Annotated in this window: 24 protein-coding genes; 14 read left to right on the plus strand and 10 right to left on the minus strand. The window is 64.1% G+C overall.

Annotated features, from left to right (window positions below; all coding sequences use genetic code 11):
- Positions 1–387: 387 nt before the first annotated feature.
- The 8 genes from J6595_RS14815 to J6595_RS14850 all read right to left on the minus strand — a co-directional run bounded on the left by J6595_RS14815 (position 388) and on the right by J6595_RS14850 (position 9011).
- Positions 388–1392: an ABC transporter ATP-binding protein gene (locus J6595_RS14815; RefSeq protein WP_209595352.1), complete on the minus strand. Its 1005-nt coding sequence runs from the start codon at positions 1390–1392 to the stop codon at positions 388–390.
- Complete coding sequence (locus tag J6595_RS14820; RefSeq protein WP_342453210.1) at positions 1389–2402, minus strand: ABC transporter ATP-binding protein; 1014 nt, start codon at positions 2400–2402, stop codon at positions 1389–1391. The genes J6595_RS14815 and J6595_RS14820 overlap by 4 nt, the downstream gene beginning before the upstream one ends.
- Positions 2403–2419: 17 nt before the next feature.
- Entirely contained in the window at positions 2420–3391 is a 972-nt protein-coding gene (locus tag J6595_RS14825) for an ABC transporter permease (RefSeq protein ID WP_209595354.1), read from the minus strand.
- Positions 3392–3402: 11 nt separating this feature from the next.
- Entirely contained in the window at positions 3403–4446 is a 1044-nt protein-coding gene (locus J6595_RS14830) for an ABC transporter permease (protein WP_245198432.1), read from the minus strand.
- A gap of 90 nt (positions 4447–4536) precedes the next feature.
- Entirely contained in the window at positions 4537–6231 is a 1695-nt protein-coding gene (locus J6595_RS14835; protein WP_209595355.1) for an ABC transporter substrate-binding protein, read from the minus strand.
- Between the two features lie 83 nt (positions 6232–6314).
- Positions 6315–7229, minus strand: a complete 915-nt coding sequence (locus J6595_RS14840; RefSeq protein WP_245198440.1) for a proline iminopeptidase-family hydrolase — start codon at positions 7227–7229, stop codon at positions 6315–6317.
- A 1-nt stretch (position 7230) separates the two neighbouring features.
- Entirely contained in the window at positions 7231–7821 is a 591-nt protein-coding gene (locus J6595_RS14845) for an ANTAR domain-containing response regulator (RefSeq protein ID WP_209595357.1), read from the minus strand.
- Complete coding sequence (locus J6595_RS14850) at positions 7818–9011, minus strand: transporter substrate-binding protein (protein WP_209595358.1); 1194 nt, start codon at positions 9009–9011, stop codon at positions 7818–7820. The genes J6595_RS14845 and J6595_RS14850 overlap by 4 nt, the downstream gene beginning before the upstream one ends.
- Before the next feature lie 562 nt (positions 9012–9573).
- Here J6595_RS14850 and J6595_RS14855 point away from each other — a divergent pair.
- The 12 genes from J6595_RS14855 to J6595_RS14910 all read left to right on the plus strand — a co-directional run bounded on the left by J6595_RS14855 (position 9574) and on the right by J6595_RS14910 (position 20448).
- Entirely contained in the window at positions 9574–10614 is a 1041-nt protein-coding gene (locus tag J6595_RS14855) for a LacI family DNA-binding transcriptional regulator (protein ID WP_209595359.1), read from the plus strand.
- A gap of 127 nt (positions 10615–10741) precedes the next feature.
- On the plus strand, positions 10742–11413 hold the full coding sequence (locus J6595_RS14860; protein WP_245198452.1) for an amino acid ABC transporter permease: 672 nt from the start codon (positions 10742–10744) through the stop codon (positions 11411–11413).
- A gap of 10 nt (positions 11414–11423) precedes the next feature.
- Positions 11424–12080, plus strand: a complete 657-nt coding sequence (locus tag J6595_RS14865) for an amino acid ABC transporter permease (RefSeq protein WP_209595361.1) — start codon at positions 11424–11426, stop codon at positions 12078–12080.
- A gap of 42 nt (positions 12081–12122) precedes the next feature.
- The gene (locus J6595_RS14870) at positions 12123–12953 is read left to right on the plus strand and encodes a transporter substrate-binding domain-containing protein (RefSeq protein WP_209595362.1); all 831 of its coding nucleotides are present in this window, start codon (positions 12123–12125) and stop codon (positions 12951–12953) included.
- A gap of 54 nt (positions 12954–13007) precedes the next feature.
- Positions 13008–13760: an amino acid ABC transporter ATP-binding protein gene (locus tag J6595_RS14875; protein ID WP_209595363.1), complete on the plus strand. Its 753-nt coding sequence runs from the start codon at positions 13008–13010 to the stop codon at positions 13758–13760.
- Between the two features lie 65 nt (positions 13761–13825).
- Positions 13826–14770: a 2-hydroxyacid dehydrogenase gene (locus J6595_RS14880; RefSeq protein WP_425342159.1), complete on the plus strand. Its 945-nt coding sequence runs from the start codon at positions 13826–13828 to the stop codon at positions 14768–14770.
- Entirely contained in the window at positions 14767–15093 is a 327-nt protein-coding gene (locus J6595_RS14885) for a hypothetical protein (protein WP_209595364.1), read from the plus strand. Before J6595_RS14880 ends, J6595_RS14885 begins: the two co-directional genes overlap by 4 nt.
- A 14-nt stretch (positions 15094–15107) precedes the next feature.
- Positions 15108–15998 (plus strand): NAD(P)-dependent oxidoreductase, encoded by an 891-nt coding sequence (locus J6595_RS14890; protein ID WP_209595365.1) that lies wholly within the window; start codon positions 15108–15110, stop codon positions 15996–15998.
- 369 nt (positions 15999–16367) lie between these two features.
- Entirely contained in the window at positions 16368–17336 is a 969-nt protein-coding gene (locus tag J6595_RS14895) for a TRAP transporter substrate-binding protein (RefSeq protein ID WP_209595366.1), read from the plus strand.
- A gap of 71 nt (positions 17337–17407) precedes the next feature.
- Positions 17408–17932: a TRAP transporter small permease gene (locus tag J6595_RS14900; protein WP_209595367.1), complete on the plus strand. Its 525-nt coding sequence runs from the start codon at positions 17408–17410 to the stop codon at positions 17930–17932.
- On the plus strand, positions 17929–19215 hold the full coding sequence (locus tag J6595_RS14905; protein WP_209595368.1) for a TRAP transporter large permease: 1287 nt from the start codon (positions 17929–17931) through the stop codon (positions 19213–19215). The genes J6595_RS14900 and J6595_RS14905 overlap by 4 nt, the downstream gene beginning before the upstream one ends.
- 3 nt (positions 19216–19218) lie before the next feature.
- On the plus strand, positions 19219–20448 hold the full coding sequence (locus J6595_RS14910) for an aspartate aminotransferase family protein (RefSeq protein WP_209595369.1): 1230 nt from the start codon (positions 19219–19221) through the stop codon (positions 20446–20448).
- A gap of 4 nt (positions 20449–20452) precedes the next feature.
- On the opposite strand, the gene J6595_RS14915 is transcribed toward J6595_RS14910, so the two are convergent.
- Positions 20453–21313 carry a LysR family transcriptional regulator gene (locus J6595_RS14915; protein ID WP_209595370.1) on the minus strand — a complete coding sequence of 287 codons (861 nt, stop codon included), beginning with the start codon at positions 21311–21313 and terminating at the stop codon, positions 20453–20455.
- A gap of 192 nt (positions 21314–21505) precedes the next feature.
- Entirely contained in the window at positions 21506–22465 is a 960-nt protein-coding gene (locus tag J6595_RS14920; RefSeq protein WP_209595371.1) for a D-2-hydroxyacid dehydrogenase family protein, read from the minus strand.
- A gap of 162 nt (positions 22466–22627) precedes the next feature.
- Here J6595_RS14920 and J6595_RS14925 point away from each other — a divergent pair, with 162 nt between their 5' ends.
- Together J6595_RS14925 and J6595_RS14930 are read left to right on the plus strand one after the other, a co-directional pair.
- Positions 22628–23551 carry a LysR family transcriptional regulator gene (locus J6595_RS14925; protein ID WP_209595372.1) on the plus strand — a complete coding sequence of 308 codons (924 nt, stop codon included), beginning with the start codon at positions 22628–22630 and terminating at the stop codon, positions 23549–23551.
- Between the two features lie 124 nt (positions 23552–23675).
- A complete protein-coding gene (locus tag J6595_RS14930) occupies positions 23676–24695 on the plus strand; it encodes a C4-dicarboxylate TRAP transporter substrate-binding protein (RefSeq protein WP_209595373.1) in 1020 nt (339 codons plus the stop codon).
- Positions 24696–24700: the final 5 nt, after the last annotated feature.

Below are 24700 nucleotides of genomic sequence, written 5' to 3' on the forward strand. Positions count from 1 at the left end.
TTAGTGCCAATCCGGATTGGAAACGGGCTGAGCGGCATAACATTGTGCATGAGGTGCCCCCCGATCGGCTGCCCGGGGCAACTGATCATCTCCGAGATCGGGATTGCCTACTGCAAGACATCGACCGTCCGGAACATTGCGCCTTCGAAAGACCGCGTCTTTCAGGCAATTCGCGACATCTTCGCGCCGGCACTCGTCGCCGCAACCTCGTCCGACACGACGATCCTCGATCAGTCACCCTCAGCCACCGATGATCGCAAGTCGTTGCATCGAAGATCAGGGGCATCAGGCTCCGTTCCAAGCCGGAGCGCATCGCTGGCGGCGGACCGGCTGTCAAAGCACCAATGCGATGGTTTTCCTGGTTCCAGGTTGAATCCAACATTGCCCCTACCCGGCCGCACTGCCGAGCGGATAGTGGCACGCAACACTGCGGCCGGAACCGGCAGGCAGAAGTTCGGGTCGCTCGGCGTGGCAGCGCTCCTTTGCGAAGGGACAGCGTGTCGAGAATTTGCAGCCCTTTGGCGGGTTTAGCGGGCTCGGGATCTCGCCCTCGAGGATGATGCGGCTGCGCCGCCCGCGGTTGCGCGCCTGGGGCACGGCCGACAACAGCGCCTCGGTGTAGGGATGGCGTGGCCGCGCATAGAGGTCTTCGGTCTCGCCGATCTCGACCAGCGCGCCGAGATACATCACCGCCACCCGTGTCGAGACCTGCCGGACCACCGCCAGATCATGGGCGATGAAGACGTAGGTGAGGTTGAGTCTTTCACGAAGCTCCGAAAAGAGGTTGACGATCTGCGCCTGGACCGAGACGTCCAGCGCCGAGACCGGTTCGTCGGCGACGATCAGCTCGGGCTCGACGGCGAGAGCGCGGGCGATGCCGATGCGCTGGCGCTGGCCGCCGGAAAATTCATGCGGATAGCGGTCGAGATATTCGGCTCTCAGACCGACGATGTCCATCAGCTCGCGCAGCCAGTCCTCGACCGCCCTGCCCTTGCGAATGCCGTGGACGCGCACGGCGTCGCCCACGAGATCGCGGACGCGCCGGCGTGGATTGAGCGAGGCGGAGGGATCCTGGAAAATCATCTGCATGCGCCGGCGGACGGGCAGCAGTCCGCGCTCGCCGGTCCGGGTGATATCCTCGCCGTCGAAGACGAGGGAGCCCGAGGTCGAATCACAGAGCCGCGTCATGCAGCGGCCGAGCGTCGACTTGCCGGAGCCGGATTCGCCGACGAGCCCCAGCGTCTCGCCGCGATAAACGTCGAGCGTGACGTCTTCCACCGCGTGGACCGTGCGACCGGAGCCGGGACGCATGGTCTTGCCGACGGTAAAATGCTTGGTGAGGTCGCGCGCCGAAATCAGGGGCGACACGGCGGTGTTGGCAGCGTCGATCATGCGGCCACCGCCTCGCCGAGGACGGAGGCGCGCAGTTCTTCCCGCTCTTTCGCATCGAGAACGCAAAGAACGGTGTGGTCGCCCTCGCGGCGCTGAGGCGGGCGCTCGGCGCAGGCCGCGCGAGCAAATCGGCAGCGCGGCGCGAACGCACAGCCCGGGGGGATCGCCTCCGGCGACGGCGGCATGCCGGGGATCGAGGGCAGCCGCGGCAGTCTCGGCCCGTCGATCGGCGGTATCGAGGCCATCAGCCCCCAGCTGTAGGGATGCATCGGGCGCTCGAAGATTGCCTCGGCGGCCCCCTTTTCGACGATCCGCCCGGCATACATCACATGCACACGGTCGGCGACTTCGGCGACCACGCCCATGTCGTGGGTGATCAGGATGATCGCCGAGCCGAAATCGTCGCGCAGCCTGAGGAGAAGATCGAGCACCTGCGCCTGCACCGTGACGTCGAGCGCCGTGGTCGGTTCGTCGGCGACGAGGAGCTTCGGGTTGCAGGAGAGCGCCATCGCGATGACCGCGCGCTGGCGCATGCCGCCGGAGAGCTGATGCGGATAGCGGTCCTTCGCCTCGTCCGGGTTGGGCAGGCCGACCGCCGCGAGGAGTTCGACGGCGCGCTTCAGGGCTGCCGACTTCGAGACGTTCTCGTGGGCGCGGATCTGCTCGGCGATCTGCCAGCCGATCGTATAGACCGGCGTCAGCGCGGTCATCGGATCCTGCGAAATCAGGCCGATCTCCTTGCCGCGCAGCCGGCGCAGCTCGCGGTCGGGCATTTCGAGGAGATGCCTGCCGCGAAACGACACCGCCCCGTCGACGAAGGTCGTCTTCGGATCGTTGAGCCCGAGCAGCGACATCAGCGTCACCGACTTGCCCGAACCGGATTCGCCGACGATCGACAGGATCTCCCCCTCCGCGACCTTGAAGGACACGTCATCGATCGCCTTCACCCGGCCGCGATCGGTGGAGAAGGAGACGGAGAGCCCCTGGACATCCAGCAAGGGTGCATTCACGGAACTGGTTTCCTGCATCAGTTTCCCCTTACCCGCGGATCGATGACGACGTAGAGGATATCGACGAGCGCATTGGTGACGACGACGAAGAACGAGGCATACATCACCGTCGCAAGGATCATCGGCAGGTCGAGATTGAGCATGGCCTGATAGGTCAGGCGGCCGACGCCGTTAAGGCCGAAGACGACTTCGGTGAGGAGCGCAGCGCCGCCGACGAGCACGCCGAAATCCATGCCGAACATCGTCACGAAGGGGATCAGCGACATGCGAAGCGCGTGGCGGATCATCACCCGGGACGGCGAAAGGCCCTTGGCCCGAGCCGTGCGGATGTAGTCCTCCTGATAGGTCTCGACGAGATTGGCCCGAAGCACGCGCCCATAGATGCCGATGTAAAGGGCGGCCAGGGTGAACCAGGGGATCACCAGCGTCTTAAACCACAGCCATGGTCCGTCGAAGAACGGCTTGTAGCCGAGCCCCGGCACCCAGGAGAACAGGAACGTGTCGTGAAACCGGCTCTGGGAGACGAGGTTCAAGAGCTCGCCGAGCCAGAAGACCGGCATGGAGACACCGATCAGCGCGAGGATCATCAGTCCCTTGTCGATGATGGTGTCTCTGGTCATCGCCGCCAACACGCCGACGGCGATCGACCCGACGACCCACAGGACCGCCGCCCCGAAAACCAGCGAGAGTGTGATCGGCGCTGCCCGCATCACCTGCGGCACGACTTCAAGTCCACGATTGACGAAGGAGGTGAGATCGCGGGAGACGAAGAGCTTCTCCATCATGATCGCATATTGCACCGGCAGCGGCCGGTCGAAGCCGAAGTCCTTGCGGATCGCCTCGACGGTTTCCTGGGCCGCATTGCGCCCGGCGATGCGCGCAGCAGGGTCAGAGCCGGGGGTTGCGAAAAAGATCAGAAAGACCAGCGCCGAAATGCCGAACAGGACGAACAGCATCTGAGCCAGACGTTGAAGGATTGCGAAAACCATCGGGATTCCCTTCAGCGAAGCTTGGTGCGCGGATCGACCGCGTCGCGTACGCTGTCACCGAGAACGTTGAGGGCGAGCACGGTGAGGACGATCGCAATGCCGGGGGCCAGCGCCACCATCGGCCGCGTGTAGAGCAACCCCTGCCCGTCCTGGATGATGGTGCCCCAGCTCGCATCGGGCGGCTGCACACCGATCGACAGGAAGGACAGTGCCGATTCCGTGACGATGTTCAGCGCCATCATGATCGGGATGTAGACGATCAGCGTCGTCGTCACATTGGGCAGGATGTCCTTGAGAAGGATTCGCCAGCGCGGAATGCCGAGCCCCTTCGCCGCGAGCACGAACTCGCTGTGGCGCAGCGACAGGACGCGCCCGCGGACCGGCCTTGCGATATAGGGAACGTAGATGATGCCGATGATCACGATCGGCAGGATCAGGCTGCCGGAGCCGATGCGGAACGGCCCGATCCAGAACTCGGTCGTCAGAAGGACGATCGAGAGGGAAATGGCGAGGAGATAGACCGGAAAGGCCCAAAGGACTTCCAGGATCCGCGACAGGACCATGTCGACCCAGCCGCCGAAGAAGCCGGCAATGGTGCCGATCGCGGCCGCAAGAACGAGGCAGATCAGCGTCGCGGCGGTGGCGATCAGCAGCGAGTTGCGACCCCCATAGAGAAGCCTTGCGGCGACGTCGCGGCCCTGATTGTCCGCGCCCAGCATGTATTGCCAATGCCATGTCGGGCCGATCGGAGTGGTGCCGAGACCGAGGCCGGTGGTCGACGCCTCCATGATCTTCCGGGTCTGGCCGTCGATGACGATGCTGCCGCTCAAGGTGGAGCGGAAGGGATCGGTCCTGGCGAGGTCATTGGCGTAGATCGGCGCTGCCAGACATGCGGCGACGATCAGAACGAGAACGACGAAGGCGCCGATCGCGGCCTTGTCGCGGCGAAGGATGCGCCAGGCGCGGCGCCACGGGCTCTGGCTTGGCCTTGCCGGAATGGCCGCGGCATCGCCGCCGGTCTCCGTCATCTGACGCGGTGCTGCTGCGTCTGACATTTCGCATTCCTGTCATCAAGGCGCCGGGCGCGGAAAGAAGCCACCGGGAGCGCTGGAAGCCCCCCGGCAGCGTCGATGAGGAAGGTCTCGTCACTGCACCCAGGACTGGTCGATGACCCAGCGGAACTGGTTGGAGAAGATGAAGTTGCCGACGCGCTTCGAGACGAAGTCGACATTCTTGGGCGTGAACAGCGGTGCCACCGGCGCCTGTTCCATGAATGCCTTGTCGAGCTTCGCCCACATCTTGTTGGCGGCCTCTGGATCGGTCACCGCCGTCTGCATGGCTTCCGCCATCCGTTTGTCCAGATCCTTGTTGCAGTAGCCGGCGATGTTGATTGAAGAGTCGCTGCCGGGGGTGAAGGACGCGCAGGACAGGAGCACGTTGAGGAAGTTCGAGGCCTGCGGATAGTCCATGAACCACTGCGACACCGAGATCTGCACCTTGTTGTCGGTGTTCTGGATGTAGGTGAACTGGATATTCGGCGAGATCGCCTGCATCGTCGCGTCATAGCCGAGCTCGGACAGAACGCTCTGGAGGTAGGTGCCGACGGCGCGCGAGGTCGCCGTGTCTTCGGCGACGACCGTCACCTTCTGGCCAGCCGTGCCGGATTCCTCGACGAGTTGTTTGGCCTTTTCCATGTCGGGCGCCGACCACGCCGTGCCGGGATCCTTGGTGTAAAGGCAGCTGTCCTCGTGGCCGGGGAAATCCGGCGGCAGGATCTGACAGGTCGGCTGCGCCAGCACCGGGCCGCCATAGATGTTGACGAGAGCGTTGCGGTCGATGGCGAAATTCACCGCCTGACGGACCTTCAGATTGTCGAAGGGCGCGAGGTTGGTGTTCATCGGCGCGTACCAGAAGGCGGCCAGCGGATTGACGTGAACCTGATCGGCATACTGGGTGCCGAGCTCGTTGAGGCGATCGGCCGGCGGGGGATCGAACATCCAGTCGATCTGGCCGTTCTGGATGGCGTTGATCGCCGATTCTTCCTTCATGCCGAAGCGATAGACGATCTCGTCGGGGAACCCCTGCGGCTGGGCTGCGACGCTCCATTCCTTGAAATGCGGATTGCGCTTGAGCACCATCTTGTCGTTGGGATCGTAGCTCTCGATCACATACGCGCCGGTACCGGGAATGTAGGAGGTTCCCGAATCCTTCGCTTCCGTCTTGGCCGGCAGGATCGAGGCATGCGGAACGGCGATCTTGTCGAAGAATTCCGAATCCGGCTGCATCAGGTGGAAGGTGATCGTGCCCGCCGCGTCGTCGGCGACGACCCCGCCTTCGAGCGTGCATGTCTCGGCATCGGCCAGGCATTTGTCGGCGCCGACGATGTTGTTGTAGAAGCTGCCGGACGTCGGACCGTGGATCTTGAAGATTCGCTGGAACGAGGCGACCACGTCTTCCGGCGTCACGTCGGAGCCGTCTGCGAACTTGATGCCCTTGCGCAGCTTGAAGACGTAGGTCTTGCCGCCGTCCTCAGGCTCCGGAATGGCCTCGGCAAGGTCAGGCACGATCTCGAAGCCTTCCGAGCGCGAGGCCTGCTTGAACTTGACGAGACCGTCATAGGTCATCTGGAAGATCTGCCAGAACTCGGCGGTGTAGTTGACCTGCGGATCGATCGTCCCGGCGGCCGACACGGCCGAGAGGATCATCGTCCCGCCGCTGTGTTCCTCCAGCAGCGCCTTGCGGTCCTGGGCCTGGGCGCCGCCTGCGAGCGCGGCCTGGGCGAAAAGCCCGGCGGCGAACAGGGTCGTCGTGATTTTCAGTCGATGAAGCGTTCTGCTCATTCTTGCCGTTCCTGTCGATGGAGGTTGCGAGTGGTGAGCGCCGCGGCGGGGAAGCCCGCCGCAGCTTTCTGGCTGCTGCGGGTTCAAGCGGCCTTCTCGTCGAGAAATGCCGTAACGGCCGCCATGCATGCGGGGCGTTCCTCGACATGCGGCATGTGGGAAGAGGCGCCGAAGATCGTCCAGCGCACGTCCGGGATCTCTTCGAGGAATGGCGTGACGCAGGCCTGCGTCGCCTCGTCGTGACGTCCGGAGACGAGATAGACCGGCACGTCGATCGTGCCGAGCCGGCCCTCGATCGACCACTCCTTCATCGTGCCGACGACGTGAAACTCGTTCGGCCCGTTCATGGTGTAATAGACGGTCGGGTCCGCCTCGATCGCATCGAAGGTTCGCTGCACCTCCGCCGGCATCGGCACGATCCGGCAGACATGGTTCTGGTTGAAGACGTCGGTCGCGGCCTTGTATTCGGCGCTGTCCGTGGTCCCGGCCTCCTCATGCTTCAGGAGCGTCTCGTGGACCCCGCCCGGCAGCGCCCGGCGCAGCCGGTTCGCCTCTGCGACCCAGGTCTTCAGCGAGGCCGGCGAATTGGCGATGACGAGCGCTTTCAGGCCCGCCGGACGATCGACGGCAAATTCCGACCCCAGCATGCCGCCCCAGGACTGGCCGAGCACGCAATAGGCGTCGCGGATGCCGAGATGGTCGATGAGATTGTGGAGTTCCGCCTTGAAGAACTCGACGGTCCAGAAGTCGCCGCCCTTGTCCGGCAGATGGGTCGAGCGGCCGTTGCCGACCTGATCGTAATGCACGACCGCGCGGCCGCTCTCGGCGACGTCCTTGTAGGAATCGACATAGTCATGGGTGCAACCGGGCCCGCCATGCACGACGATCAGCGGCGGCTTGCCGGATTTCAGGTCGCCGGTGATGCGATACCAGGTCTGGTAGTCGCCATAGGGCGCGAAGCCTTCCGTTGCTGACACTTTTTGCGTCTCCTTTTCCAACTCACGCCTCGCGTTTGGCGTGTTGTTCGTCGGCACAGATCGTCTCGGCTGCCTCTTCGATCGTCATGCGCCAGGTCATCGCGATGGTGCGCAGCGTCTTCATGGCGGCCGCCTCGTCGCGCTCGCCCTGCCCCATCAGCTTGAGCACCGCGCGCACGACCGCTGGCCTCTGCCTCAGCCGATCCTCGAGATGTCGAATGTCGTCGCTCTTGGCGCGGACGATCCGGTGGCTGTGGGCCGCGATCAAAAGCGCGCTGTAGACGCCGGTCGATCCGATCGGCTTCAGAAGATGCGCGGTCGAGCCTTGCGACAGGGCCCATTCGATGCGGCCCGGAGCCTCCGAGCCGACGAGTGCGATCATCGGCATCGGAGCAAGGCCCGCGGACCAGGGAAACTGCCCGTCGTGGCCATCGTCGGCGTCGAAGAACACGACGTCGGCGCGCGCATCGGCTTCATCGAGCTGCGGCCAGACAGTGCGGGCCTCGACATGCAGCATCGCGAGCTGGCGGATCAGCGCATCCACGGAAGGATGCGGCCGGTGCAGGATGATCGCCTGCCAGCCGGCAGGTTCGAGACGCTTGAAGCCGGTCATTTCACCACCCTCAGTTTCCGGGCCTGTGACGCTTCGATCGGCAGGTCGGCCGGATGCGGCGTCAGGGCGGCCCGAGCGGCCAGCCCGGCAAGATAGGGATCGGCCGCGACCGGCCCCGAGCTTTGCTCAAGAACGTGAAAACACCCGTCCGCCCCGGCCCGGGCGAGATGAGGCGTCAGGTCGGCATGGTGGTTCCGCGGATCGACGCGAAGATCGCCGAGCGGCGTCGCAAAGCGACGGGCGGTGACGATCTCTCTAACCGCCGCCGGATCGTCGCTGCCCGCCTCCGCCATGGCCGTTCCCAGCACGAGAACAGCCGAATAGGCGGCGGCGAAACAGGAGGAAATCGCATGTCCCTCGCCCAGCCTCTCGGTCATGCGGGCCTTGAAGGCGCGATTGTCGGCCGTATCCAGTTCATGAAGATAGGTCGAGACGGTGATGTGCCCGGCTGCGGCCGCGCCGACGGCCGAAAGGTCGAAGTCGGTCATGTTGCAGGACACGACGGGACAGTTCTCGGGCCGGAACGCATCGTCCTCAAGACCAAGTGAATGATAGGCCCGGATGAAGGCATGGAGGCTCTCCCCGACCAGATTGGACAGGATGAAATCGGGCTTCTTCTGGCGGATTTCGGCGATCAGATGGTCGCAATCGATATGGCCGAGGGGCAGATAGCGGTCTGCCGAGAGCGCCCCGCCCCTCGCCTCGACCAGCTCGCGGGCAATCCGGGCAATCTCCCACCCCCAGATGTAGTTCGAACCAACGACGAACGGCCGGACACCCTGACGCGGCAAGAGATAATCGAAAAGCGGCAGCAGATGCTGGTTCGGACACGCCCCGAAATACAGGGCGTGCTGGCTGGATTCGTAACCCTCATAGGGAAACGCGTACCAGAGCAGCGCGTCGTGGCGCTCCACCACCGGGACGATTTCCTTGCGCGCCGACGAGGTCAGCGCACCGACGACATGGCGCGATCCATCGCGGATCGCACCCTCCGCCAGTTCGGCATAGCGCCGATCCTCACCGCGGGGATCGGCAATGACGGGACGCAACCGCAGGGAAAGCGTCGGGGAAGCGTTGATCTCGGCAATCCCGGCCAGAGCCCCCGCCACCGCTTCCCGCCCCAGACCCGCATAGGGCCCGGCTGCGGAAAACAGCACGCTGACGGGATAGGCCGGGATATTCGAGGACATGCGCCGCAGATTCCCTGTCAAAAACAAAAAAAGCCCCGCTACGTCCGAAGGACGTGGAACGGGGCGCACTTGCCGCTTGGCCTTTTCGGCCGTCATCTGCCATCACATTAAGCAGGGTATAAAATCTAGTCAACGATGATTATGCGAGCGTTTGCGAAAACGGCCTCGCGCCGCTGCTGCTCTCCGCGCTCGACCGCAGCTCGCTCGCCACGGACAGGGCGCCCGTTCGGGCCAGACCCATAGTCGAGGACACGAAGCTCGACCGCTGGCCTCGACTTGATCGAGAGTGCGCACCATTCGAAGCTTCGTCATTCTCGCGTCTCGTCCAGAGACCCCAGGAAAGTTCGACAAAACAGACGCTTTGAGACGGTCGTTTAGTATCGGCCTGACCAGTGGCGACGCTCCGAAAGCTGGGCTCGAACGGAGCGGTTGTACTCGCCAAGGGCAGCCGGACGCACGACCAGTCGTGCTTTCGGCAACACGCGCCCCCGCAGTTTCCAGCTTGACACGGGCTGCACTGAAACTGATTTTAGATCGATCTAACGGTGGCGATGGAGCGAGTATGGCAACCACCCGAAAGCGCGTCACGCTTCTCGATGTCGCTCGGCATGCGGGCGTCTCGCGCGCGACGGCTTCCCTCGTGGTTCGGCAGAGCCCCCTGGTGGGAGAGACGACGCGACAACGGGTGGTGGAGGCGATGCGCTCCCTCGGCTATGTCTACAATGCCGGTGCCGCCCGCTTGCGGCGAGGAACGAGCCGAACCGTCGGCGTCATCGTCCCAAATCTGCGCAACCCGTTCTTCGCCGAGATGCTGGACGGGATCGAGACCGTCTTCGACACCGAGGACATGGCGGTCATGCTGGCGAACACCCATGAAGACCGCGCCAAGCAGGACGCTTTCGTCCGACGGATGCGCGAGCACGACGTCGACGGCGTGATCGTCTGCCCCGCCGCAGGCAGCGACGAGAGTTTTCTAGAAACCACGGACACGCTGGGCCTGACCGTTGTCCAGGCCTTGCGCTGGATTTCTCAGGACAGAAGCGACTATGCCGGCACCAACTATGCCGACGGCATGCGTCAGGCCGTCGAGCATCTCAAAGAGCTCGGCCATCGTCGCATCGCTTTCGTCGCCGGCGACCGCCAACACTCGGCCTTCCGGGACCGGCTCGAAGGATATCGAAATGCGATCGGCCCAGAAGCAGAGACGATCGTCGTCAAGGTGCCGCTGACACACGAGGACGGGCGCGCCCTTGCCGGGACATTGATGCGGCAGACGCCCCCTAGCGCGGCAATCTGCTTCAACGATGTCGTCGCGCTCGGCCTTCTGCGCGGGCTCTTCGACCTCGGCGTCGATGTCGGCCGGGACTTTTCGCTGGTCGGTTTCGACAATGTTCCTGAAGCTGCACTGTCGCGTCCGGCGCTGACGAGCGTGACGACCAATCCCTTTGCGATCGGAGAGGCAGCGGCAAGGCTGTTGCTGCGCCGGCTCGCCGATCCCGAGGGCGCGCCAAAGCGAACGATCGAGCCCACCCGCCTCGTCATCCGCGAATCGACGGGTCCCTGCCCCGAATCGCAAGCCCACGCCCCAAAGCGACGCGGTTGACATCATCCCTGTTTCTTTTTAGATCGATCTAAATGATGCCATGCGGTCGGCTGGGTTTGGGGATCCCGTGAACGATCGCTGCCCTCGACAGGTTCGGGCGCGGCTCATCGACGATCGGGAGGATCGCTTGAACTACGACTTCAATTTCGCGCCTGTGCTTGCGAACTATCCGCGGCTTCTGGAGGGGGCGTGGGTGACCATCCAGCTTTCCTTCGGCGCGATGGTTGCGGGGCTCGTCGTCGGGCTGATGGGCGCGATCGCGAAGAATGCCGGGCCGCGGCCCCTGCGCTGGCTCGTCGACGCCTATGTCGAGGCGATCCGCAACACGCCCTTCATCATCCAGATCTTCTTCATCTTCTTCGGCCTGCCGGCCATCGGGCTGCGGTTCTCACCCAACGTCGCCGCCCTCGTCGCTCTGATCATCAATGTCGGGGCCTATGCCACCGAGATCATTCGGGCCGGCATCGAGTCGATCAACCGGGGTCAGGTCGAGGCCGGCATCGCGCTCGGCATGAAGCGGGCGCAGATCTTCCGCTATGTGATCCTGCGACCGGCGCTGCGCACCGTCTATCCGGCGCTCACCAGCCAGTTCATCTTCCTGATGCTGACGACCAGCGTCGTCTCGGTCATTTCGGCCAGCGATCTTGCCGCCGCCGGAAACGACATCAACGCCGAGACGTTCGCCAGCTTCGAGGTCTATCTGGTCATCACCGTCATCTATTTCATTCTGTCGATCGGGTTTTCCGCCCTCTTCTCGGCCATCGAACGGGTCGCCTTCAGCTACCCGTTGAGCCGGTAGGAGCAGCGCCATGATCCGCGAATTTGGAACCAGCGACTTCCTGTTCATTCTCTTTGCCGTGCGCTGGACGCTGCTTCTTTCGGCCATCGCCTTTGCCGGCGGTGCGGTCGGCGGGCTCGTCATCGCGCTCGCCCGGGTTTCGCAGAACCGCATATTTTCCGGGCTGGCACTCGGTTTCATTCGGGTGTTCCAGGGCACGCCGCTTTTGATGCAGCTCTTTCTCGTCTTCTTCGGCATCAATATCTTCGGCATCTCCGTCACCCCGCTCCTTGCCGCAGCGATCGCCCTCACCCTTCATGCCAGCGCCTTTCTCGGCGAGATCTGGCGCGGCTCGATCCAGGCCGTGCCCGGCGGACAGCACGAGGCGAGCTGGGCGCTCGGCCTTGGCTATCTCGACCGGATGAAATCGATCATCCTGCCCCAGGCAGCACGGATCTCCGTCGCACCGACGGTCGGCTTCCTGGTCCAGCTCATCAAGGGCACCTCGCTCGCCTCGATCATCGGCTTCGTCGAAATGACCCGGGCCGGCCAGATCATCAACAACGCGACCTTCGAGCCCTTCACGGTCTTCGGGCTCGTCGCCGTCTTCTACTTCATCCTCTGCTGGCCGCTCTCGATCGCCGCGCGTCAGCTGGAGCGCCGTTTCTCACGCGCCACGGCGCGGTGAGCGGCTGAAATCCGAACAATCGATCAAACCGGGAGAGACATCATGAAAATTCTGAACCTCGTTCTGGCAGCCGGCGGGCTGGCTGGCGCCCTCGCCGCGACGAGCCTGCCTGCGACCGCGCAGACTCCGCAGGAGATCAAGGATCGCGGGACGGTCAACATCGGCATGCTCGTCGATTTCCCGCCCTTCGGCATTCTGAACACCGAAGGCAAGCCCGACGGCTACGATGCCGATGTGGCGAAGCTTCTCGCCGAGGATTTCGGTGTGAAGGTCAATCTCGTCCCGGTGACCGGCCCGAACCGCATCCCCTATCTTCTTTCGAACCGGATCGACTTCCTCGTCGCCTCGCTCGGCATCACGCCCGAGCGCGCCGAACGCGTCGACTTTTCCCAGCCCTATGCCGGCATCGAGATCTCCGTGGTCGGTGAGAAGGGCCTCGACATTCCGGACGCGGCCGCCCTTGCCGGCCAGTCGGTCGGCGTTGCCCGGGCCAGCACCCAGGACACCTCGCTCACCAAGGTCGCGCCGGAAGGCACCAACATCCAGCGTTTCGACGACGACGCCTCGGCCGTTCAGGCCCTGATTTCGGGTCAGGTGCCGCTCATCGGGGCCTCGAACACCGTCATCGCACAGATCCAGAAGCTGCGGCCCGACACCTACGACAAGAAGTTCGACCTCGCCCAGCAGGTGCAGGGCGTCGCGGTCAAGCCGGGCTCGGACGAGCTCCTGAAAGAGATCAACCAGTATCTCACCGAGGCGAAGAAGGACGGCAAGCTCAACGCGATCCACGAAAAGTGGCTCGGCCAGCCGCTTCCGGACTTCATCGCCGACGACACGGCTCCGCGTGTCGATGGCAAGCCGGCTTCGAAGTAAGCGGCTCTCCAAGCCTGACGATCGTCCCGAAAGTGCCTTTGAAAGGAGCTGTCCATGACCGAGCGAACCAGCGGCGCCGCCGCCGTGCGCATGGAGAAAGTCGGAAAATGGTTTGGTGACTTTCATGCTCTGAAGGGGATCGACCTCGAGGTCGCAAATGGCGAGCGTATCGTGATTTGCGGCCCGTCGGGCTCCGGCAAGTCGACGCTGATCCGCACCCTCAACCAACTCGAGCCGGTTCAGGAAGGGCGCATCTTCGTCGACGGAATGGAGCTCACCGGGGGCGACAGGAACGTCGATGCGATCCGCCGGGAAGTCGGCATGGTCTTCCAGTCGTTCAATCTGTTTCCACACATGACCGTCCTCGAAAACTGCATGATCGCGCCGCGCAAGGTGAAGAAGATCGACAAGGCGGAGGCGGAAAAGACCGCCCGCCATTTCCTGGAGCGGGTCCGCATTCCCGAACAGGCGGACAAATATCCCGCCCAGCTTTCCGGCGGCCAGCAGCAGCGCGTGGCGATCGCCCGGGCGCTGTGCATGAACCCCAAGCTGATGCTCTTCGACGAGCCGACCTCGGCGCTCGATCCGGAGATGGTGAAGGAAGTTCTCGATACGATGATCGATCTCGCGCAGGAAGGCATGACCATGCTTTGCGTCACCCACGAGATGAGTTTCGCCCGAAGCGTCGCGGATCGGATCATCTTCATGGATCGTGGCGAGATCGTCGAGGTCGCCCCGCCGGACCGTTTCTTCGACGCGCCGGAACACGAGCGGACGCGCAATTTCCTTGGGCAGATCTCGCACTGATGGCAAACGCAATGTCCGACATGCCCGAGCGCGGGATGCGAAAATCCATCGTCCTCGTCGAGCCGATGATGGCCGAAATCGAAGCCCGCCTCGACGAGCGCTACGACGTTTTCCGCGTCGCGGGTGGCCGTGACGGCGACATTCCCGCCGACAACCGCTTCGAGGCGGTGGTGACGGGCGGCGGAAGCGGTTTGCCGCCAGCCTGGTTCGACAGGCTCCCGCATCTGAAAGTCGTCGCCATCAACGGTGTCGGCACCGACGCCGTCGACCTCAAAGCCGCCCGGGACCGGAATGTCGATGTGACGACGACCCCCGGCGTTCTCGCCGGCGATGTCGCCGATCTTGCCTTGGCGATGATCCTCGCTTTCCTGCGCAAGGTTCCGGAAGGGCACAGCCTCGTGCGCTCGGGGGCATGGCAAGGTGGCGAAAAGCCCGTTCTGGGCCGCAGCCCCAGAGGCAAGCGGATCGGTATTCTGGGCCTTGGCGAAATCGGCCGCGAGACAGCCGTCAGGGCGACCGCCTTCGGCATGTCCGTCAGCTACTACAATCGCAGCGACGTCGATGTGCCCGCAGACTGGCAAAGGGCCGCAGATCCGGTGGCATTGGCCACTCAGTGCGACATCGTCGTCGTGTCGCTGGCCGCCAACGCTTCGACCGAAAACATGATCGGCGAAGAGTTTCTGAACGCGCTCGGGCCACAGGGTATCCTCGTCAATGTCGCGCGCGGGGCGCTGGTCGACGAGGACGCCTTGATCGAGGCGTTGACAAGCGGCCGGATCGCCGGCGCCTGCCTTGACGTCTATCGTGACGAACCGGGCATCCGGGACGCCTTCAGGACCCTCCCCAACGTGCTTTTGATGCCGCATCAGGGCAGCGCGACGCGCGAGACACGCTTGGCCATGGGGACGATCGTGCTGGAAAGCCTTCGAAGCGTGTTCGCCGGAGAGCGCCCGGCCGCCAGCGTCTTCAAGGATGACGCAGCGCTCTTACCTCGAAGGATACGATCATGATCGTTCGCCAGGCGTTTTTCGAGGGCTCGATCAGGGACGGTCAGGAAACGGCCTTTCGCACCTTCGTCGAAACGCGCCTCATCCCGATGTGGCGGCGCTTCCCAGATGTGCGTGATGTCCGGGTGCTTTTTGCCCGGGATCGCGACGCGGGCGCTCCGTCCTTCGCCTTGTCTCTCGCCATGATCTTTGACGACGATGCGGCCCTCGAAGCTGCCCTCGCCTCGCCCGTTCGCTACGAAAGCCGCGCGGTGACGCAGGAGCTGATGGCGATGTTCGAGGGCCATATCCACCACCATGTTTTCGACATGACACCACTCGACTGATCAAAGGACGCCGCATGGATGACGCAACCAGACAATCCGCCGCCGTCATTGGCGCCGGCATCATGGGAGCTGCGATCACCGAGCGGCTGCTGTCCGTCGGCTTCACGGTCACGATCTACAACCGTGATCAGGACAAGCTGAAACCATTGGAAAAGCTCGGCGCCAGAGCCGCGTCGACGCCGTGCGAGGCCGCGGCAAATACCGACTATGTCGTGGTTTGCCTGACCTATGCCGATGTCGTCGAAGACGCGATTTTCGGCACCGAAGGCGTTGCAGGATCTGCCGGGCCAGACAAACTTCTGATCGACATGTCGTCGATCGATCCTGACGCGACCAAGCGGATGGCGGAGCGGCTGCGCCGCGAGACGGGCATGGGCTGGATCGACTGCCCGCTCTCGGGCGGGGCCCCCGGCGCCCGAACCGGCACCCTGACGGTCATGGCCGGCGGCTCGGCGGAGGATTTCGAGCGCGGCCGGGCCGTGATGGATCATCTTTGCGCCAACTATAATCACATGGGCCCGAGCGGCGCCGGTCAGGCGACCAAGCTGATCAACCAGCTGTTTTGCGGGCTCCTGTTTCAGGGCGTCGCCGAGGCCGTCGTGCTGGCCGAGGCAGCCGGGATCGACCCGGGCAAAGTCCCGGCCGCCTTGAAGGGCGGACGTGGAGATTCCCGAATTCTCCAAGAATATATGGGCAAGTTCGCCGCGCGTGATCACACCCCGACGGGGCGTCTCGACAACATGATGAAGGACCTCGAGACGCTTCAGTCTTTCGCTCACAAGACCAGGACGCCGCTGCCTTTGACGACGGCTGTCGCCGACATTCACCGGATCCTCATCCGCATGGGCCTCGGCGCAGCGGACATGTCGGAGATGATCCGGCTTCTGGAGCCGACGGACGACTGAGGGCCGCCCGCCGGCCAAGGGCGGAATTGGCGCAGGCTCGACCGGCCCCGCATCGACATGACGACCGATGGGAGGATCGCCGCCGGCGAAAGCCGAAAGGCGCCGCGAAGGTCTGCGAAGCGTCAATCCGCGAGGAGAGCGGTCGACTCGAAGCCTACAAGGCGATCGGCAGGACCGTCAGCTTGCGTGAAGGCAGCTTCTATAGCGCCGTGACCTTTGAGCGGTGCAGAGAATCGAGACGGCGGTGCATAAGCTGACCGAATGGCACCATAAGATCTTCGCGGCGTGGATCGGCGCGCAACGCGTTGACGATCGCAACCCTGGACGCGATTGGTAGGGCGTTCGCTCTAATAATAGGCACGCCCGAAAATGAAACATTTGCTCGCCACTCTCGCAGCCTGCTCCATGCTGACGCTTTCCTCCGGCGTTCAGGCAGAGACGCTTCGCCTGGCCCACGCCTCGTCGTCGTCGAGCCTGATCCAGAAAGCGGTCGAAATGTTTGCCAAGGAGGTCTCGGACAAGACCGGAGGCGAATTGACCGTCCAGATCTTCCCCGACGGTCAGCTCGGCGATGAGGGACCGATCGCGGACGGCGTCGGCTCCGGTTCGATCGACATCGGTCTTGGCGGCGTCGCGGATGCGATCGATCCCAAACTCAACGTCGTGACCCTGCCATTCCTGTTTTCCGATCTCGACGCGGTCCACGCCTTCCTCGACAGCCCGGCGGGCAAGAAGGTTTTCGACACGGGTCAGGACAACGGCTTCCACATGCTGGGCGCCCTCGATTCCGGCTTTCGCCAGTTCGCCGATACCCGTCGCCCGATCGAAACGCCTGCGGACCTGAAGGGCGCGAAGATCCGCACGCCGCCGAACCCTGTCATCCTGGCGACGATGAACGCCCTCGGAGCGCTGCCGCAGTCGATCCCGTTCGGCGAGGTCTACACCTCGCTGCAGTCCGGCGTCGTCGATGGTACGGAACCGGAGATCCGCGATTTCTACGACCAGAAATGGTACGAGGTGAGCCCCTATCTTTCCATCGCGAACTACATGTGGACCCCGAACTACTGGTTCATGAATGCCGACCGGTTCGATTCGCTTTCCAAGAAGGATCAGGACGCGATCACCGAAGCTGTTGCCGACACCACGGCGTGGTATCGCAAGGAACTCGGCGCGACCTACGACACCGTGCTCACGGAGCTCAAGGACGCAGGGGTGAAGGTGAATGTCGTCGATCAGGCGCCGTTCCGCGCGATGGTCGATCCCGTCTACGCCAAGTTCGGCGCCGAGTGGGGCAAGGACTTCGTGGCCTCGGTCCGCAAGGCCGCATCCGGGAAATAACCCAAACAGCCGCGCGATGCCGCGTTACCGCGGCATCGCCTCGACCCAGACCTGAGTAAGGACCGTTCGTCTTGACGGAACTTTCGATACCCGACGGGCGAGAGCGGACCGGACGCGGGCGCGCGCACCGGCTCTGCCTTTTCGTCGCAAGCGTCGTTGCCGCCGCATCCTTCGCCGTCACGCTGCTTGCCACGCTTGGCGGCGTGGCCGCGCGCTATCTCGGCATCAGCGGGATGGAGTGGACGTTCGAACTTGCCGGGATCGCCTTTCTCTGGACGACATTCGTCGGCGTCATCGTCGCCGAAATGAAGGGCGAGAACGTCGCTTTCACAGCCATGTCAGACCGCCTGCGCGGCCGGGCCCGGCAGGGTCTCGTCCTGTTTCTCGGCGTGGCCACCCTCTGGTTTGCACTCGAGCTCTTCCAGAGCGCTCTTGCCTTCCTGGAGCGCAGCGGCGGAGCGCCGACACCCGTCCTTCGCCTGCCCCGCGCCGTCTCGATCATTCCGCTCATGGGCGCCGCCGCAGCAACCGCTGCGATCGCCGTTGCCTCGATCGTCAGAACCCTTCGGCACCACTCGGACGGCGAGGCCAAATGACGACGCTCTATCTCTTCGGCGCATTCGCCATCGGCCTCGTCGCCGGATTGCCGATCCTTTGGACCATGGGTTTTGCCACCATCGTGGCGTTGACGCTCGGCGATCTTTCGATGCCCACCGCCTGGCTCGCACAGCAGGCCATACGGGGCGCGGATTCGCTCTATCTCGCGGCCATCCCGCTGTTCCTGTTCAGTGGCGAACTGATGAACCGGGGCGGCCTCACCCATCGCCTGGTGTCGCTGGCCGAATTCGTCTTCGGCCGCTTCACCGGGGGTCTCAGTCTCGTCAACGTCGCGACGGCCTTCGTCTATGGCGGCATCAGCGGATCGGCCACGGCCGATACCAGCGCCGTCGCCAAGCTGATGATTCCTGCCATGGAAAGCCGAGGGTATCCCCGATCCTTCGCAGCGGCCCTCACCGCGGCTTCGGGAACGCTCGGCATCATCGTGCCGCCGAGCGTCGTCTTCATCCTCTACGGCGTTCTCACCAACACCTCGATCGGCGGCCTGTTCGTCGCCGGCATCATTCCCGGCATCCTGGTCGCCGGCCTGTTCATGCTGACCGCCTACATCGTGTCGAAAAAGCGCGGTTACGTCGGCACCGCGCCGCAGCAGAGCATGGCGCAGTTCCTGCGCGACCTGGCTTTCGGCCTGCCGGCGCTGGCGATGCCGGTGTTCATTCTCGGCGCCATCCTGTCCGGCTTTGCGACCGCGACCGAGGCGGCGGCGCTGTCGGTGGTCTACGCGCTCATCGTCGGCATGTTCGTCTACCGCGAACTGACGCTCAAGGACATCTGGCCAGCCGTGGTCGATACGGTCGCGGGTACCGGTGCGGTGATGATGATCGTCGCGCTGGCGACGCCCTTCGCCTGGATCCTGACGATCGAACAGGTTCCCACCATGGCGGCCCACGCGGTCACAGCACTGGGGGCCGGGCCGACGGGCACGGTCATGCTGGTTCTCATCATCCTCCTCTTCGTGGGAACCTGGCTCGACCTCAGCCCCGCGATGATCATTCTCGCTCCCATCCTGACGCCCATTTTGCTGACCGCGGGTCTTGGGCCCTATCAGGCCGGCGTTCTCGCCACGGTCGCCCTCGGCATCGGCCTCTACACGCCCCCGGTCGGCACCAACATCTTCGTCGTCTGCAATGTCGGACGCGTGCCGATCGGCGCCGTGTCGCGCGAACTCGTGCCGTTCTGGGCGGCGAGCGCCGCCGTGATCCTTCTTCTGGCCTTCGTTCCGTCCCTGACCGAATGGCTGCCATCCCTGCTTGGAAATTGAATCATGCAACATCTCGTCGGCGGCATCTCGAGTGCCGGTCGCGCCGTCCCGATGGTCGACGGCGAAGTCTTTCTGGTGGAACGCGCCTCCGGTCCCTATCTCTTCGACCTGTCCGGACGGCGCTATATCGATACCGCTCTCGGTTTCGGTGCGACCATGCTCGGCCATGCCCATCAAGGCGTGAACGAGGCGGTCGCGCGGGCCCTGAACCAGGGCTCCATGCCGGCCTTCGCGCATCCGGGCGAGGAAGCTGCGGCGGCCCGTCTGACGGGCTTTTGCGGTCCACTCGATCAGGCGATCTTCACCAATACCGGTTCTGAAGCGGTCCATATGGCCTGCCGCATCGCCCGGGCGGTGACCGGACGGCCCACGATCGCCAAAATGGGCGCCGGCTTCGACGGCTGGTACGACAGCATGGCCGTCGGCAATGCCGGCTCGGCCGAAGCGCTGATCAGCGGCAACAGCCGGGCCGAACGCCACGGCACGACGCTGGTGCGCTTCAACGACATCGAGGATCTGGAGCGCCTCTTCGCCGAGCGCAGCGACATCGCCGCCATCATCGCCGAGCCCCTGCTCGCCAATGCCGGCTGCATCGAAGCCCGCAACGACTACCTGCATCAGGCGCAGGCGCTGGCTCGCCGGCATGGCGCGTTGTTCATCGCCGACGAGGTGTTGATGGGCTTTCGCCAGGTCGCCGGGCTCGCGTCCCAGCATGCCGGCCTCGATCCGGACCTCGCCACCGTCGGCAAGGCGATCGGCAACGGCTTCTGCGTTGCCGCCGTGCTCGGCCGTGCCGAGATGATGAAAGCCGCGACCGACGGACGGGCCGTTCGGGCCGGCACCTACAGCGGCAACCCGGTTGCCACCGCCGCCGTCCTCGCCACCCTCGACGCTCTGGAGAATGCCGACTATGCCGCGCTGGAGGCCCGCGGCAATCGCCTGCGCAACGCGCTGGTGGAGAATCTGCTGGCCGCCGGCGAGATGTCCGCGACATCCGGCCTCGGCATGGTGTTCACCCTGTGGTTCGCCGCCGAGGCGCCGGTCTCATACAGCCAGGCGTCCGAGATGGTCCGTCCGGAGCTGACACTCGCCTTCCATGCGGCAATGCGGCGATCGGGCATCATGACGATGCCCCAGAGTTTCGGCCGGTTCTACCTGTCCTTCGCCCATGACGACGCCGTCGTCGCCGATATGATCGAGCGCGCGGCGACCGCCATCCGCGACATGGTCTGAGACTTCAGTCCGGGCGATCGGGGCTGAACTCCGATCGCAGGAAACTGGCAAGACGGCGTGCCGCCAGTCCGATGCTCGGCGCGCTGATCAGCGCCAGTTCCAGTTCCGGAAGCGCGGGCAACCCGTCGCCTTCGCCAAGTTCGCGGTGCTCGAAGGTCAGCGCCGACAGCGGCAAGGCCGTCACCGCAAAGCCCATCATCACGGCGGACTGGATCGACTGAAGGTGGGAGGACGTCCAGACGATCCGCCAGTCGCGGTTGGCCGCGCTGAGCGCTTTGAGGATATGCGGCCGCGCCCGGCAATGATCGGGAAACAACGCGAGTGGAAGGATCGGCTCGGTCTCCGGGCGCGCCTGCCGGGCCGCGCACCAGATCTGGCGCTCGCGCTTCAGAAGACTTCCCTGTCCGTCGTCGGATTGCCGGGTCACGATCGCCAGATCGAGGTCGCCGGTGGCGACCAGCGGCTCGAGATGATGGGAGAACTCGCAGACGACCTCGACGTGGATTTCCGGATGGCGCGCCCGAAAGTTTTCCATCACCAGCGCTCCGAACAGGCCTAGATAGTCGTCCGGCATGCCGAGACGGACGCGACCGGCCGTCACATCGCCGCCGAGAGCCGACAGGGCCTCCTCCTCCAGCGCCAGCAAGCGGCGCGCAAAGTCCGTCAGGATCTCGCCCGCCGGCGTCAGGCTGACGGTCCGGTTCGTGCGGTTCAGCAGACGCTTTCCGATCCTGTCTTCCAGACGCGCGATGGCAGAGGAGACAGCGGCCTGGGATTTGGAAACCCGGTCGGCAGCCTGTGTGAAGCTTCCCGTATCGATGATGGCGACGAGGGTCGCGAGTGTTTCAGTATCGAGGTGACGCATCCTGATGCCTGACTTTCATTCGCAGAACTCGCCTTCGGGCTAAAAGACGCAAAACCTTTTCATGCAGCCGAAAGCGGCCGCTGCCTGATCAGCTACGATCGATCTTCACTCGAAGATGTCGACCGGCTGCCGGGTTTCCGTCGTCAAACCATTCGTCGCAGATAGTCTGCGTCGTATCGATGAAAGATAACCTCAAAGGTTCTTCAAAACATTGACAGGACGTCCTTCGCGCCAGGCCGCGATCGTCTCGATCGTACTCTCGTAGAACTCCCGCAATCCACCTTCGGTGACATAGCCGAGATGCGGCGTCAGGATGACGTTCGGCGCGCTGCGGAGCGGGTGGTCGGCTGGCAGCGGCTCGGTGTCGTAGACATCGAGCGCGGCGCGGATGCGATCCTGCCGCAGGGCCTCCAGCAGCGCCGCTTCGTCGATCAGGGGGCCGCGGGACGTGTTGACGAGGAGCGCGCCGGGCTTCATCGCCGCCAGCTCCGGCGCCCCCACGATCCGCCGTGTCGTCTGCGACAGGACGAGGTGAAGGCTGACAACATCCGCAGTCTCGAAGAGCTCGGTCTTCGCGGCCCGCCGCACGCCCGCCACCTCAGCCCGCTCGTCGGTCAGGTTTGGGCTCCAGGCGATCACCTTCATGTCGAAAGCGCCGGCGATCTTCGCCATGCGCTGGCCGGTCCGGCCAAGCCCCAACAGACCCAGCGTCTTGCCGTTCAGGCTGGTTCCGACGGTTTCCTGCCAGCCGCCTTCGCGCATCGCCAAGTGCTCCTGCGGGATCGAGCGCATCGCCGACAGGATGAGGCCGAAGGCAAGCTCGGGCGTCGCGATGCCGCCCTCGCCCGGCGCCGTGTGGCAGACTGTCACGCCGTGACTGGTCGCAGCACCGAGATCGACGGAACCAGCCGACCGTCCGGTGACGACGACCAGCTTCAGCCGGTCGAGGCCGGCGATCAGATCCGCCGGCAGAGCCATCCGCTCGCGCATCAGGCACAGGACGTCGAAGCCGGCGAGCTGTGCAAGCGCGGCCTCGCTGTCGGCGAGATGATCGCGAAAGACCGTCACCTCGCAGTCCGGTCCAAGCTGCGACCAGTCGGCGAGCGAGAGGGCGACGCCCTGATAATCGTCGAGAACGGCAATCTTCGTCATGGGATGGAGCCTCGTGCGGTCGTCAATTCGGCTTGTGGATCGGAGAGAGTCGCGAAACAACGGCCCTCGGCCTATAGGCTGTGGCTCGCGCCCTCGCCTGCAAGTGCCGACCGCCGCGCCATCGCCGATCGTCGGCGCCATTTGAAATGGGGATCAGAGAGCATGGCCGCAGAATGGCAACCCGAACTGCGGACGCTGCGCTATTTCGTTTGCGTCGCCGAGGAAAAGAGCCTGACCAAGGCGGCGACGCGGCTTCACATCGCCCAGCCGGCTTTGTCGCGGCAGATCCGCGGGCTGGAACTCGACCTAGGGCTCGATCTTTTCCTGCGGACCTCGCGGGGGGTCGAGCTGACGGAGGCCGGAGGGATCCTGCTGCGCCGGGCCTATGTCATCCTCAACCAGATCCAGCAAACACACCACGACGTCACCGCCCATGCCACCAGCCCCCGCGGCGTCGTCACCATCGGCATGCCGCCGACGCCGGGTGAATTCATCGGTCCGCCCCTGCTGGCTCGAATGAAGGAACGCTTTCCCGAGATCGAGCTGCGCTTCCTGGAAGGTTTCAGCGGCGAGCTCGAGCGTCGCATCAACAACAACGAGATCTCCCTCGCGGTCATGCACGACCCGGCGCCGCGCGAAAACATCAAGGTGACTCCGATGCTGGTGGAGCCGCTTTGCGTCGTCGGACCGCCAGGATCGCTGACGCAGGCCGCCTATGATTTCGCCGACGCCGTACGGCTTCCGCTGATCCTGCCCAGCCGCCCGAATTTCCTGCGGATTCTGATCGACGATCAGGCCCAGCGCTTCGGCCTCGCCATCAACGACGTCCAGCGTTCCGACGGGGTCTGGCATCTCAAGTCGCTCGTCCGCTTCGGCCATGGCTACACGATCCTGACCTATGGTGCGGTCCTGTCCGAGGTGCAGCAGGGGACGCTTGAGGCGGCCCCGATTCGTAACCCGCAGATCGACTGGACGCTTTGCGTCGCCATGCGCACCGACCAGGGTCAGAAGCAGGCGCTGACAGTCGTCGAGGAAGAAGTCCGCGACATCGTCGCCGGGCTCGTGGAGCGCGGCATTTGGCGCTAAGTCATGCCTGAAAGGTATGGCCCTCATGCTGATATGGTATTTGAAACATGACACAAGGTCGGAGCACAGTGCCCGTCGAGATCAGAACCGGGTGGAGGCCCGGCATTCCAGGGAGGAAAACATCGTGATCCGCTCATATCTGAAAACCGTTCGTGCCAGCCTTTTGGGGATAGCGCTGACGCTGCCTGTCGCCGCCCATGCGACCACCTACAAGTGGATCACGTTCAAGCCGCAAGGTGCGGGCGACGCCCAGGCGATCTCCACGCAGTGGTTCGTCGATGAGTTCAAGAAGCGGACGGGCGGCAAGGACGACATTCAGGTCTTCTGGGGCGGCAGCGTCGCCAAGACCGGCGAGATTCCCGACTCGCTGGCTGCCGGTGTCGGCGACTTCGGCGATATCATCACCCCGTATTTTCCTGACAAGTTCCCCCTGAACAACGCCGTCGGCTTTTTCATTCCGCAGCCCAATTCGACGCTGAAGATCGCCGAATTGATGGAGGAGTGGCATAAGAAATACCCCCAGTTCGACGCCGAACTCGCCAGATACAATCTCAAGGCCATCGGCTACAGGCCGCTGGAAGACTACGGCCTGCTCTGCACCAAACCGGTCAAGTCGGTGTCCGACCTGAAGGGTCTTCGTATTCGCAGTTACGGCTTCGCCTATCCGGCTTTGATCGAAGCGCTCGGTGCGACGCCGGTCTCGATCAACACGGCCGAAGCCTACGAGGCGCTGGAGCGCAGCATCATCGACTGCACCCCCATCGGACCGGCCCTCGCCCGCGGCTGGAAATATGACGAGGTCGCCAAGTATTACATTGAGATGCCGCTCGGCGCGTCGTTCGGCCATCTCATCGCGATGAATCTCGACAGCTATAACGGCCTCGACGACGCCACGAAGGCGGTGGTCGACAAGCTTGGCGAAGACTACGCAGTCGAATATTCCAAGCTTCTGGACGAGGACACGGCCAAGGTTCTGGAAATGTGGAAGGGCGAACTCGGCGTTACCGTCATGCCCTTCCCGCGCGACGAGCTGGCCAAGGTTGTCGAGGACCCTAGGGTTCAGGCCGTACGCAAGCAGTGGATCGACCGTGCGACGGCCGAGGGCGTGCCTGCCGAAGAGATCGTCGACGAACTGAAGTTCTGATCCGG

This window comes from Jiella mangrovi, from assembly GCF_017815135.1.
GTDB lineage: Bacteria > Pseudomonadota > Alphaproteobacteria > Rhizobiales > Rhizobiaceae > Jiella > Jiella mangrovi.